This window comes from Neopusillimonas aromaticivorans (assembly GCF_030344915.1).
GTDB lineage: Bacteria > Pseudomonadota > Gammaproteobacteria > Burkholderiales > Burkholderiaceae_B > Neopusillimonas > Neopusillimonas aromaticivorans.
The window spans coordinates 1,935,551-1,948,067 of sequence record NZ_CP128233.1 but is presented as its reverse complement, the minus strand read 5'-3'; the positions used below and the strand labels follow the sequence as shown (position 1 = coordinate 1,948,067).

Below are 12,517 nucleotides of genomic sequence, written 5' to 3'. Positions count from 1 at the left end.
CGTGTCATTACCTTCTGCGCCATTAAGCGTCAGCGTTCTTGGGGCCGGTAGCTGGGGTACAGCCCTGGCAGCGCTGGCCTGCACCAACGCCAATGTCCTGCTATGGGCGCGCAATGCGCAGCAGGTTGACACCATCAATGCAACCCACCAGAACCCGCGCTATTTGCCAGACATTGTCTTGCCACTCTCCCTGACGGCAACGACATGCCTGGACGAGGCCATAGCCCATGCCGTCACTGACGCAGACAATCCGGGTTTGATCATTCTTGGCGTACCCGTAGCCGGGCTGGCCCAACTCTGCAATGACCTGGCTTCGCGGCTGGCGCACCACAGCTACGCCGGCCTCAGCCTCGTCTGGACCTGCAAAGGCTTTGAACAAGACAGCAGCCGTCTGCCCCATGAGGTTGTTCAGGCGGCACTCGGGCACCTGGACGGACTAGGGCTTGGCGTGATATCGGGCCCCTCGTTTGCCCGCGAGGTCGCTCAGGGCCTGCCCGTGGCGCTCACGGTCGCCAGTACGAGCAGCCGGGTCATCGCAAGCACAACTCTGGCCTTGCACGGTACCACCGCACGCATTTACAACAGTTCCGACGTTATCGGCGTTGAAGTGGGTGGCGCCCTTAAAAATGTGATTGCGATCGCCTGCGGCATCTGTGACGGGCTGGCACTGGGAACCAACGCCAGGGCTGCGCTCATCACGCGAGGCCTGGCAGAAATCCAGCGCCTGGGCGTCGCGCTGGGTGGCAACCCGGAAACCTTTTCAGGCCTGACCGGTCTGGGTGATCTGGTACTGACGGCAACCGGTCCGTTATCGCGCAACCGGCAGGTGGGTTTGGCCATCGGCCAGGGGCGGACCCTGCCGGACATTCTGGCCAACGGCATGACTGCAGAAGGGGTACGCTGTGCCCGTGCGGCCCTTGCGCTGGGACAAAAACAGGGTATCGAGCTGCCCATTACCCAGGCGGTTTGCAGCGTCTTGTTCAACGGGCTGGCGCCTCACGAAGCTGTATCGGGCCTGCTATCGCGCGAGGCAAAACCTGAAACCTCCGGGCAACCTGCCCCATAAGCACTACACGCTACCGTCGTACCCCTGCTGACGCCACGCCTCGTACACGGTAACCGCAACCGCATTGGACAAATTAAGGCTTCGCTGCTGTGGACGCATGGGCAGGCGCAATCGCTGTTTCGGCCCAAACAACGCCAGCTGCTCTGCAGAAAGACCTGCGGTCTCACACCCAAAAACGAACACATCGGCGGGCAAGAACAGGCAACTGCCAAGTCGGGACTGACCCCGTGTCGTCAGGGCAAACCGTCGTAAAGGGTCGCCCCCAATAACATCAAAGGCCTGCTGCAAACTGTCATGTACCTTGACGTCGGCCCACTCATGATAGTCAAGACCTGCCCGGCGTAACCGCTTGTCATCAAGCTCAAACCCCAGCGGCCTGACCAAATGCAGCTGAGCACCGGTATTGGCCGCAAGCCGGATGACATTACCCGTATTGGGCGGAATTTCAGGGGAAACCAAAACAATATGAAACATTCAATTCACCAAAGGTTCAATCCGTGCGCCCGCGTAAAGGCGTGCGAGCAACAACAAAACCACACACAGAACGTGCCCCGGCCTGACGCACCACGGCCGCGATGCCATCCAGTGTGGCTCCGGTTGTCATGACATCGTCGACAAGAGCGACGTCACACCCTGCAACGGCACGACTGCACCCGTACAACCCGAGGGCCCCGGCCAACCGCTGCTGGCGCCCTTGTTGTTTCTGGGGAGCAGATTCGTGGTGGCGGAACAAGACGTCGGTACGACACGGCAAACGCAGTGCATGCCCCAGATGTCGGGCGATTTCAGCGGCCGGGCTGAACCCGCGCTCGCGCAACGAATTTCGGCTGGCCGGAACGGGCAGCAGCATTGTATCGTTCGCCAGCGCGGGAAAGCCGGCTTGCACCTGATGCGCCAGCAGGCTGGACAACACCCTTGCCACCAGAAGCCGGCGCTGCCGCTTGAGTTGATGAATCAGCAAGGTACCCGGAAAGGCATAATCGAAGGCAACAATGACGCGGTCATAGTGCGGCTGTCTGGCACGACAATCCGGACAGTCGCCATGACGATCCAGCACGAGTGCGCAACAGACACAACGCGGCGTCATGGCGAAAAGACTGCGACACACCTCAAGCTCGCAGTCAGGGCACAACAGACCGCCCGAAGTGCGTGTGCCGCATAAAGGACAATCACCGGGGCAGCAGGCCAAAATCGCCCCGAACCATTCGCGCAGCGACGTTCTATGCGCCATAATTACCCCCTGAATCTGCTGTCTGACCCGTCTATCTGATCATGGGGCGGCCCATTCGCCAAGCCTGTACGCGCAATAATGTCATCCTTACCCACACTCCCTGTCAGCACCCGTCATGTCGCGCTGCAGTTCGCCCGACGCACCCCACTTGATGCCGCCCAGTTTCTCTACGGTGAAATTGCCCAGCGCATGTTGCAGCGATTGAGCTATATCCGCGTATCGCCTGATATCGTGCTGGACGCAGGCTGTGGCGCAGGACACGCCATCGAACCACTGCGCGCGCGCTACCCACGGCGGGCTACGTCGGCATTGACCACTGCAATCCACTGCTGGATATCGCCCGCGAACGTCACGCTGGCAAACTCGGGCTCTGGAACCGGCTGCGCAACAAACCCGTTCCAAAGACAGAATTTCTGTGTGCCGACATGGCCACGGTACCCCTGCCGGCCGAACAAACCCCATTAATCTGGTCAAACATGGCCTTGCATTGGCATGATCGGCCGCATGCCGTGCTGTCGGAATGGCGCCGTTTGCTGCGACCTGACGGGGTCGTCATGTTTTCGTGTCTGGGGCCCGCCACATTCAAGGAACTGCGCAGTGCATTACACAGCGCAGGCCTCGAAACAGCCACGCCCGCATTCATTGACATGCACGATTTCGGCGATCTGTTGGTGGAATCGGGCTTTGCAGATCCTGTCATGGATCAGGAAACGCTTACGCTGACCTACCGAACCCCTGAAAAGTTGCTTGAAGACCTGAGACATCTGGGCGGCAACCCACACCCGGCGCGCCGCACAGGCCTGGTCGGAAGGCAATGGCGCCAGCGTTTGCTCGATGCCCTGGAAAAGCAGCGCCACCTTGACGGCACCATTCATTTAACCCTGGAAGTCGCCTATGGCCACGCCTGGCGCGCCAAATCGTGGCACAGCGCACCCGGTGAAACGCGCATTTCAGCCAACGCGATCACGCGAAGGCCGAAACCCTGAGGGCGCCTTGTCGTAGTATCTAGCGGGATTCCTGGCGCCGACGCGATGCGTCAATACCCAGCTGCTTGAGCTTGCGGTACAGATGGGTACGTTCAAGCCCGGTACGTTCTGACACCCGGGTCATGCTGTGATTCTCGCGCGCCAGGTGGTATTCAAAATAAATGCGCTCGAACTCGTCGCGAGCATCACGCAAGGGCTGATCAAGCGGAATATTGCTAAGCTGCAACGCATGGGGTTCGAGGGAAACCGCTGGTTCGACGGCATGTGCCCCACCGGGGCGGCGGCCGCTTCTGCATGTGCAACAACCGGCGCCACAGCGGACGTTGCCGCAACAGGCGCAGCGGAAGAGCGGATAACCGGGCGCGCCAGGGCAGCGGCGACCGTCTTAAGCAGCTTTTGCAGCGTAATGGGTTTCTCAAGAAAATCGACAGCGCCAATGCGTGTAGCCTCGACAGCCGTATCGACGGTGGCATGGCCACTCATCATGATGACCGGCATATCGAGCAAACCCTGCGACCCCCACTCACGCAACAGGCTGACACCATCGGTGTCGGGCATCCAGATATCCAGCAATACCAGATCAGGACGCGTTCGCTGCCGTGCAGCACGCGCCTGAGCCGCATTTTCTGCCAGCTCGACGGTGTGCCCCTCGTCGTAAAGGATTTCGGACAATAACTCCCGAATGCCGACTTCGTCGTCTACCACCAGTATTCTGGCCATAAAGCTTCACCTATATTTTTTTCGCATTATCGTACCCCGGTCCGGCTTCGTCCAGCGTCATGGATGAGTTTACAAGACGCGTGAACAAAATGGAGACCCGGGCCCCACCCTCGCGGCGGTTGGATACATCGATACGACCACCGTGCTCTTCAATAATCTTTTTGACGATGGCCAACCCCAAACCGGTACCCGTGGACTTGGTCGTGACGTAGGGCTCGAAAACCCGCGTCAATACCTGCGGCTCAAAACCAGGCCCGGTATCGGACACGGTAAAACGAACCGCCTGGGTTTCTTTGCCATCATCAGCAAGACGGGACAAAGTCAACTTGGTCTGCACCTGAATTTTAGCTTCTGTTGCGCCTGCTCCCGCCAGGGCATCACGGGCATTGGCCAGCAAGTTATGGATAACCTGACGCAACTGGTTGGGATCTCCCTCGACAGCGGGTAATCCCGGCTCAAGCTCGGCCTCGATACACAGACCGGTTTGTTCGTCGGTGGAAATGCCGGCAGGATCCCACCCGTAAAGGGTCATGATTTCAGCAACCAGTACATTCAGATCAAGCGACTGCATCTGCGCAGGCGGTGTCCGGGCATACTCGCGGAAATCATCGACCATTTTCTTCAGGGAAGCGACCTGATTCACAATGGTGTTGGTTGACCGGATCAGCATCGCGGCATCTGCCTCTCCAAGCCGGTCAGCCAGTTTCATGGCCAGCCGCTCAGCAGACAACTGAATGGGCGTCAGCGGATTTTTAATTTCATGCGCCAGGCGTCGTGCGACCTCACCCCACGCAACTGTCCGGTTTGCCGAAATCACCTCGCTGATGTCATCAAAAACGACCAGATAACCATTGGCACGACCATCGATGGTCAGATGCGTACCTCGCGCCAGCAAAGTCACGACATCTTCACGCGTACCATTGTCTACCGGCGTTTCGAGCTCAAGTTCAAACTGCTGCTGCCAGAACGGACGCTCAGACTCGACGGCGGCATGCGCTGCAAAAGCGTGCCGGATCAACTGGGAAAGCTTGAACGCACCATCAACGGTTTCAAGCGGGCGACCTTTGACCGACCTGAGATCCACCCGCAAAATGGACTGTGCACCATGATTGAACAAGTTGACACGAAACCCCTCGTCGAACACCAACACCCCGGATGAAAGGTTGCTGAGCACGGACTCAAGATAGACATTGGTACGCTCAAGCTGCTGACGATTACGCTCGACCATCTGGCGCGCCTCGTCGAGCTGACGCGTCATCGCATTGAACGAACGGGTCAGCTGACCAACCTCGTCTTTCTCTGGGGGTTCAGGCAAAGGCCGATAATCACCCACACCTACGGCCTGGGTACCTGCTGCCAGCGTCAGCAACGGACGCACCAGACGACGCGACACCCCCAAAGCCACGACAACCGAGGCAAACACGGCAAGAATCAGCGCCAGCGTCAACGTAATACCGTAAAGCTTGCGCAACCCCTGGCGGGACAGGGCCAGTTCCTGATAGTCGCGAAACCCGGCTTCAACCTGACTGGCATTACGCGCAATCTGCTCGGCTACCGGCTGGATGACCTGCAACCAGCGCACATCCGGCGTTACCCCCAATGAAGTCGCCGAGCGATCGAGACGCGTAATAGGTACTACAACACGCAGAAACAACCCGGTAAATGAATCACCTTCCGGACCTACCCCGTTGCTGGTTTCATCGACCTCGGCCGCCGCATAGTGACGAGCCACCCGTAATTGATTCATGACATGGGACGGCGGACCATCGGGAATCAGCTTGCCGTAGTCTCCGGTTGAAAAAGCCACCAACCGGCCACTGCCGGAAAACACCATGGCCTCGCCCGCACCACCGTCTTCACGCAATTTCGAAATCAGAACCCCCATGTCGGCATCCGACTTGTCGTCAAGCTGCGTCGCCATCTGTCGTGCCCGGGTATTCAGGTCGGCCAACTGCAAATCAAGTACGGCACGCCCGAGACTCAGCCCGGACTCCAGGGCAGTATCAACCCGCACGTTAAACCACGATTCAATGGAGCGCGACATGAACTGAACGGACAGGACATAAATCAATGCCCCTGGCAACACGCCGATCAGTACGAACGAGAGGGCAAAGCGCGCGGTCAGGCGTGCACCGAACTGACGACGACGAATCTGTCGCACCAGGCGCACCGCCAGGACCACCACCCAGAACGCCAGAGTGACGGCAAAAACCGCATTGACTGCCAGCAGCAGGTCATAGTGCTGGGCAAAGCGAGAGGCATTCCCCGTTGACCAGACCAGCAGTGCCAGCAACGCCAAAGCACTGGCCACCGCAATGACCAGCGTAACGCGTATTGCCCACTTCACGGCAGGTCGGGCGTTGGCGGAGAAATTGAAAACGAAAAATCTTTCCATGGGGTCACGACTGACCAAATGCTGCTATTGAAGGAGTCTATGCGAAACGGGCGAGGCAACCTGGACGTATCAAGCCGCAAACGCAAACGGCCACGATAGGTTGTTTCAGGCTCGAACGCCTCGACAGACGTTACGGCCCAACCCCGGATATGACGCACGTAAGCCAATGCGTCTTCAAACGTTGCGGCCGGCATGTTGAGATCGCCGGAGCCCACCCGCCATTGGCGGGTCAGCACGTTGTACGACAGTCGCCAGGAGTGCTGCTGATCGACCATCACCTTGTCGAACCACCACCAGCGATCGGTCGCAATTTCGAGATCGGCGGTGAAATAAAGGGGACACCTTTTTCCGCAGCCTCACGCAACTCACCGTCAATCACCAGATCAATATCGGCGTCGATATAGAGTTGACCATTTTTCACGACCGGCTCGATGCTGGAAATCTGGTCTGCCCGAACAGTTGCCAGCCCGCCGGTGACGCAAAGCACCAGACACAACCGCAACAAGAAGGCCAGAGAACGAGCGAAGGTCATGGCGTGTTATTTTTATCCACACCAGTCTGCTTTGCAAACAAGGCATAGAAAAAGCCGTCCCCCGCCTCGGGCCCGGTCGGCAACAGCTGTCCAGGAGCCTCCAGTCGCACGGCATCCGGGTATTGAGCCTGCAACCACCGGGCCTGCTCTTCACCTTCTTGCGGGAACACCGAACAGGTCACATACAAGAAATGCCCGCCTGGTTTCAATGTTTGCCACAACGCCTTGACGATGCGGCGTTGCAAGGCAACAGTACGGGCAATATCAGTTTCGCGTCGCAGCCAGCGGATATCAGGGTGACGTCGCACCACGCCTGATCCGGTACAGGGCACATCCGCCAAAATAGCGTCAAAGGGTTGCCCATCCCACCATGGGTCTGTCTTTGATGCGTCAGCGGCCAGCAGCCGGACACCCGCATGAGTCAATTGCAATCGATCCAGATTCTGTTGTACCCGCTCGAGCCGTACCGGATCGGCATCCAGGGCCAGCAATTCAATATCGGCCAACTCAAGTAAATGCGCCGTTTTACCCCCGGCGCTGCACAGGCATCAAGCACACGCATACCGGGTTTCACACCCAGCAGCGGCGCCGCCAACTGGGCAGATTCGTCTTGTACCGACCACCACCCTTGCGTAAACCCGGGGACGTCATGTACCGGCCTGGGGTGCGCCAGAACGACACCGGATGGACCTTGGGCATGCGCGGCAATACCTGAGGCGGCCAGTTCGGCCAGCAACTGCGCTTGCGAGCACTGCCGGACATTAACGCGTAACGTCATGGGTGGAGGGAAATCGGCCGCCCCCAATACCATTTTCCAGTGCTCGGGCCAGGCCTGCCGGATACGCCGAACCCACCAGTTGGGGTGATTCCAGCGCGCCTCCGGATTACCCCTGGCACGCGTTAAAATAGCGTCGCGTTCGCGAGTGAAGCGCCGCAAAACTCCGTTCATCAAGGCTTTGAAGGGCCGGATCTGCCGGTGGCCGGCAACGGCTTCAACCGCTTGGTCGACCGCCGTATGCACGGCATAAACCGGCCAATCGGCACGCGGGGTTTTACCCGCAGCAACCAGGGCTTCAGCCTGCATGGCGGTATCAAGCACACACAAGGCCACCTGCAATAACGCATCCAGCAAAGGTACAGGCGGCGTTTTAGGCACCAGCATATGCCGCACTTCCAGAGCCTGGCCCAGATTGCGCAACACATGAAATGTCACGGCCTGGGTTGCCCCACGCGTTGCGGCCGGCACCTGACCCAGCACATCAGACAATGACTGGCCTTCATGAACCGCTTGCAAGGCCCTGGCGCTGGCCAGCAAGGTATCAGCCAGCGAATAACGAATCGAAGCGGGGTCGGTCACGTTGTCAAAAAACCTTAAAAATTCACTCTGTCGGAATGTAGCATTAAATCATTGGCACACCGCCCTGCCACAGGCAGCGCAACGCAGTAAAATTCTTTTTTCTATCAAGCCTTAATCAGGCTAACGAGGTTAACGCATGAGTTCCCCAAAAGTCGGTTTTGTCAGCCTGGGCTGCCCCAAAGCGCTGGTCGACTCCGAACGTATCCTGACACAACTGCGCACCGAAGGGTACGCCATCACTCCCGACTACGATAATGCCGACGTGGTTGTCGTCAACACCTGTGGTTTCATCGACAGTGCCAAAGCCGAGTCGCTTGAGGCCATTGGTGAAGCCATCGCTGAAAACGGGCGCGTCATTGTCACTGGCTGTATGGGCGTCGAAGAATCAGTCATTCGCAATGTGCATCCTTCCGTACTGGCCGTAACCGGCCCGCAACAATACGAAGAGGCCGTACGCGCCGTGCATGAGGCTGCTCCGCCCAATATCAGTCACGACCCGTATACCGATCTGGTCCCGCCGCAGGGCATCAAGCTGACCCCGCGTCACTATGCCTACCTGAAAATATCTGAAGGCTGTAACCACCGCTGCAGCTTCTGCATCATTCCGTCATTGCGCGGCGACTTGGTCAGCCGCCCGATTGGCGATGTCATGGGCGAGGCCGAGCGCCTGGTCAAAGCCGGGGTCAAAGAACTGCTGGTTATCTCACAAGACACCAGCGCCTACGGCGTTGACGTGAAGTTCCGCAGCGGCTTCTGGAACGGGCGCCCCATCAAGACGCACATGACCCAACTCTGTGAAGCCTTGTCAGAGTTCGGCATCTGGACGCGCCTGCACTATGTCTACCCTTACCCGCATGTCGACGAGGTCATTCCCCTCATGGCCGACGGCAAAATCCTGCCTTACCTTGACATCCCGTTCCAGCACGCCAGCCCGCGCATCCTGAAACTGATGAAGCGGCCCGCGTTTGAAGACAAGACCCTGGCTCGCATCAAGCAGTGGCGCGAAACCTGTCCCGACCTGACCTTGCGTTCGACGTTCATTGTCGGCTTCCCCGGCGAAACCGAAGATGACTTCCAGTATCTGCTCGACTGGATGTCCGAAGCCCAGCTTGATCGCGTCGGCTGCTTCCAGTATTCGGCCGTCGATGGCGCCAAGGCTAACGAGCTGCCAGACCACGTACCCGAGGACATCAAGCAAGATCGCTGGGAACGCTTCATGGCACACCAGCAAGCCATTTCCACCGCACGCCTGGCCCGCAAGGTCGGACAGGACATCGATGTTCTGATTGATGAAATTGATGAAGACGGCCCCATCGGTCGTTCCAGCGCTGATGCGCCTGAAATCGACGGCAACGTATTCGTCAGTACCGAACGCACCCTGAAACCCGGCGACAAAGTCCGGGTACGGGTCACTGACTCAGACGAATACGACCTTTACGGCGAAACAATATAAGGTGAGCCGTTCAGGAAGGCGCCAATGTCCTGGCGCTTTCCACCGGGTTTTTGCGCTTCCAGAATGCGCAGCACCCCATCCCCTGTTGCGACATCAAGACCGGCCGCCGTGGCAGAAACAATTTGCCCCGGACGGGTTCCTGTCTGGCCTGGTAAGGCCTGGGCAAACCAGACCTTGACCGGTGCTGGCCAACCGGCCAGCTGCATGGTAGCGCCAGGAACCGGATTGAACGCACGAATGCGACGAGCCAGCACCTGCGCCGGCAATGAAATATCAAGCGCGGCCTCTGCCTTGTCGAGCTTGGCGGCATAACACACACCGGTCTCGGGCTGGGGTGTATGTACAAGGCTGCTGGTTTCGACACCCTTCAAGGCGTCAACAATGCACTGACCGCCCAGCTCCGCCAGCTCGTCGTGCAACCGCGCCGCCGTATGTTCAGGCGTAATCGGCAGGGCTCGAACCAGCACCATATCGCCGGTATCCAGCCCTTCATCCATCTGCATGATGGCAATACCTGTTTCGGTATCACCGGCTTCGATGGCACGCTGGATTGGCGCGGCCCCCGCCAACGTGGCAACAGGCTGGCATGGATATTCAGGCAACCTGCCTTGGGTAGCTGCAACGCCCATTGCGGAAGGATCAGGCCATACGCCGCCACGACCATGACATCGGGACGGGCATCAAGTAGTGCCTGGCGAGCCGCCTGGGCCTCGTCGGGATATTTGCCGTCGAGACGCAAACTGCGTGGTTGCTGAACCGGGATGCCGGCATCAAGGGCGGCTTGCTTGACCGCACTGGGCGTGAGCTTCAGACCACGCCCGGATGGCCGGTCGGGCTGGGTCAGCACCAACGGTACGTCGTGTCCTGCTGCGCGGATGGCATCGAGCGCAATGCGGGCAAATTCGGGGGTACCGGCAAAGACAACGCGCATGACCGACTACGCCTTGACCGCTTCGCGCTCTTGTTTACGCAATTTGTTCTTGATGCGATTGAGCTTGAGCGACGACAGATATTCAACGAAGACCTTACCTTCAAGATGATCGAGCTCGTGCTGCACGCACACCGCCAACAAGCTTTCGGCATCAAATTCGTAGGTTTGCCCATGCTCGTTCAGTGCACGCACGCGGATCTGTGCCGAACGCTCAACCCGGTCATAAATGCCTGGCACGGAAAGGCAGCCCTCTTCGTAGACCTGAAGCTCTTCACTTTTATGAATGATTTCAGGGTTGATCAGTACCTTCAGGTCGTTACCGTCTTCAGACACATCGATAACAACCACCCGCTCGTGGACATCAACCTGGGTTGCCGCCAGCCCCACACCCGGGGCTGCATACATTGTCTCGGCCATGTCCTTGACCAGCTGACGGATACGGTCATCGACCACCTGCACCGGTTTGGCGACCTTGTGCAAACGAGGGTCGGGATAGCGAAGAATAGTAAGCAAAGCCATGGTTATCAACGTTGAAATTAACCCTGCCATTATACCAAGCGGGTGTCTCACCCACGACCGACGGCTGTTTATGTCCTGCCGGGAATACAGTTAACGTGCCGTCTGTGGCACACTCTTGCCCTATGCCGCTGACACTGCCCCAAGATGAACTCGACGCCTGGATACGCCTGACCCTGGAACCCGGGATCGGGCCCGTTCATGCACGCCACCTTCTGGCCGCCATCGGTTTGCCCCAGATCATTTTTGAACAATCGGTGGGCCAACTGTTGAAGTGGTTACCCCACGAGCTGGCCGTTCAGTTGGCTCGACCCGCGTCAGATGACATTGTCATGCAAATCGCCAAAACACGGGAATGGCTTGATCACCCTCATCATTACCTGGTGACACTGGCCGACCCGGCATACCCGTCCGGACTGCTGGAAACCCACGACCCGCCGCCTGTACTCTACGTTAACGGCCGGCCCGACCTCTTGTCCCGCTCATCCATTGCAATTGTGGGGGCACGCCATGCCACCCCCGGTGGTCTGGAAAATGCCCGTGATTTTGCCCGGCATCTTGCGGACACGGGCTGGGGGTCATCAGTGGTCTGGCTACCGGCATTGATACCGCTGCACATCAAGGCGCCCTTGCGGCAGGGCCAAAAGGCGGCAGCACAATCGCCGTCCTGGGTACAGGTATCGACATCGTTTACCCCGCACGCAACCGCGACCTGGCCCACCAGATTGCAGAGCAAGGGGCTCTGGTCACTGAATTTCCGCTGGGGTTCAAGGCCCTGCCGCATCAGTTTCCACGACGTAACCGGATTGTGGCCGGGCTAAGCCGTGGCGTACTGGTGGTCGAGGCCGCATTGCAAAGTGGTTCACTGATTACCGCACGCCAGGCTTCTGAAATCGGGCGCGAAGTTTTTGCCATACCTGGCTCGATCCACTCTCCCCTGTCACGCGGGTGCCATGCGCTGATCCGCCAAGGAGCAAAGCTGGTTGAGTCCGGTCAGGATATTGTTGAAGAACTGCAGTCCAACCTGCCCGGGATCGTGACACGGTCAGGTCAACCAACAACGCGACGCACCGGCTACCAAGGCGCTGGGGCCCCCGGCATTCCTGCCGCCGACAGCAACCCCAACCGCAAAGATACCGGGCTTCCCAAAAACGACAGTGTTTTAAGGGCATTGGGCTTCGACCCGGTTACCGTCGACACCCTGCTTGAACGCACGGGTCTGGACATCGTACTGCTTAATCGACGCCTGACTGAACTTGAGCTGGACGGACATATTGAACGCCTGCCGGACGGGCGCCTGCAACAGCAAGCGAAGCATTAACGTTTTAAT

The 12,517-nt window shown here is 58.7% G+C and carries 8 protein-coding genes and 5 pseudogenes; 4 read left to right on the top strand and 9 right to left on the bottom strand.

The genetic code is table 11. The features are described 5' to 3' along the window. Position 1 precedes the first annotated feature (1 nt). A complete protein-coding gene (locus tag N7E01_RS10755; RefSeq protein ID WP_289172883.1) occupies positions 2 to 1,066 on the top strand; it encodes an NAD(P)H-dependent glycerol-3-phosphate dehydrogenase in 1,065 nt (354 codons plus the stop codon). Positions 1,067 to 1,069: 3 nt separating this feature from the next. On the opposite strand, the gene N7E01_RS10750 is transcribed toward N7E01_RS10755, so the two are convergent. Further along, the gene (locus N7E01_RS10750; protein ID WP_289172881.1) at positions 1,070 to 1,540 is read right to left on the bottom strand and encodes a tRNA (cytidine(34)-2'-O)-methyltransferase; all 471 of its coding nucleotides are present in this window, start codon (positions 1,538 to 1,540) and stop codon (positions 1,070 to 1,072) included. Between the two features lie 16 nt (positions 1,541 to 1,556). Next, positions 1,557 to 2,297 (bottom strand): ComFC family protein, encoded by a 741-nt coding sequence (locus N7E01_RS10745; protein ID WP_289172880.1) that lies wholly within the window; start codon positions 2,295 to 2,297, stop codon positions 1,557 to 1,559. A 78-nt stretch (positions 2,298 to 2,375) separates the two neighbouring features. Here N7E01_RS10745 and N7E01_RS10740 point away from each other — a divergent pair. Continuing rightward, positions 2,376 to 3,283: pseudogene (locus N7E01_RS10740) on the top strand (methyltransferase domain-containing protein). A 19-nt stretch (positions 3,284 to 3,302) separates the two neighbouring features. Here N7E01_RS10740 and N7E01_RS10735 read toward each other — a convergent pair. From N7E01_RS10735 to rsmB, 5 genes and pseudogenes are all read right to left on the bottom strand, one after another. Then, a pseudogene (locus N7E01_RS10735) lies at positions 3,303 to 4,003 on the bottom strand (response regulator). 10 nt (positions 4,004 to 4,013) lie between these two features. Then, positions 4,014 to 6,350, bottom strand: coding sequence for a sensor histidine kinase (locus tag N7E01_RS10730; RefSeq protein ID WP_289172879.1), 2,337 nt, complete (start codon positions 6,348 to 6,350; stop codon positions 4,014 to 4,016). After that, the gene (locus N7E01_RS10725; RefSeq protein WP_289172878.1) at positions 6,347 to 6,676 is read right to left on the bottom strand and encodes a DUF4390 domain-containing protein; all 330 of its coding nucleotides are present in this window, start codon (positions 6,674 to 6,676) and stop codon (positions 6,347 to 6,349) included. Before N7E01_RS10725 ends, N7E01_RS10730 begins: the two co-directional genes overlap by 4 nt. Then, positions 6,673 to 6,930: a hypothetical protein gene (locus tag N7E01_RS10720; protein WP_289172877.1), complete on the bottom strand. Its 258-nt coding sequence runs from the start codon at positions 6,928 to 6,930 to the stop codon at positions 6,673 to 6,675. Before N7E01_RS10720 ends, N7E01_RS10725 begins: the two co-directional genes overlap by 4 nt. Further along, a pseudogene (gene rsmB / locus N7E01_RS10715) lies at positions 6,927 to 8,257 on the bottom strand (16S rRNA (cytosine(967)-C(5))-methyltransferase RsmB). The gene N7E01_RS10720 and the pseudogene rsmB overlap by 4 nt, the downstream one beginning before the upstream one ends. Positions 8,258 to 8,423: 166 nt before the next feature. Between rsmB and rimO the strand changes: the two are divergent. Further along, positions 8,424 to 9,740, top strand: a complete 1,317-nt coding sequence (gene rimO / locus N7E01_RS10710; RefSeq protein WP_289172876.1) for a 30S ribosomal protein S12 methylthiotransferase RimO — start codon at positions 8,424 to 8,426, stop codon at positions 9,738 to 9,740. On the opposite strand, the pseudogene fmt reads toward rimO, so the two are convergent. Together fmt and def are read right to left on the bottom strand one after the other, a co-directional pair. Beyond that, a pseudogene (gene fmt / locus N7E01_RS10705) lies at positions 9,722 to 10,671 on the bottom strand (methionyl-tRNA formyltransferase). The gene rimO and the pseudogene fmt overlap by 19 nt on opposite strands. Positions 10,672 to 10,677: 6 nt before the next feature. After that, positions 10,678 to 11,190 carry a peptide deformylase gene (gene def, locus N7E01_RS10700; protein WP_289172875.1) on the bottom strand — a complete coding sequence of 171 codons (513 nt, stop codon included), beginning with the start codon at positions 11,188 to 11,190 and terminating at the stop codon, positions 10,678 to 10,680. Positions 11,191 to 11,312: 122 nt separating this feature from the next. Between def and dprA the strand changes: the two are divergent. After that, positions 11,313 to 12,508: pseudogene (gene dprA, locus N7E01_RS10695) on the top strand (DNA-processing protein DprA). Positions 12,509 to 12,517: the final 9 nt, after the last annotated feature.

Excerpts from the sequence above, each read along its gene's own strand:
- N7E01_RS10750 (WP_289172881.1), bottom strand. The coding sequence starts at position 1,540 with ATGTTTCATATTGTTTTGGTTTCCCCTGAAATTCCGCCCAATACGGGT.
- N7E01_RS10745 (WP_289172880.1), bottom strand. The coding sequence starts at position 2,297 with ATGGCGCATAGAACGTCGCTGCGCGAATGGTTCGGGGCGATTTTGGCC.
- N7E01_RS10720 (WP_289172877.1), bottom strand. The coding sequence starts at position 6,930 with ATGACCTTCGCTCGTTCTCTGGCCTTCTTGTTGCGGTTGTGTCTGGTG.
- rimO (WP_289172876.1), top strand. The coding sequence starts at position 8,424 with ATGAGTTCCCCAAAAGTCGGTTTTGTCAGCCTGGGCTGCCCCAAAGCG.
- def (WP_289172875.1), bottom strand. The coding sequence starts at position 11,190 with ATGGCTTTGCTTACTATTCTTCGCTATCCCGACCCTCGTTTGCACAAG.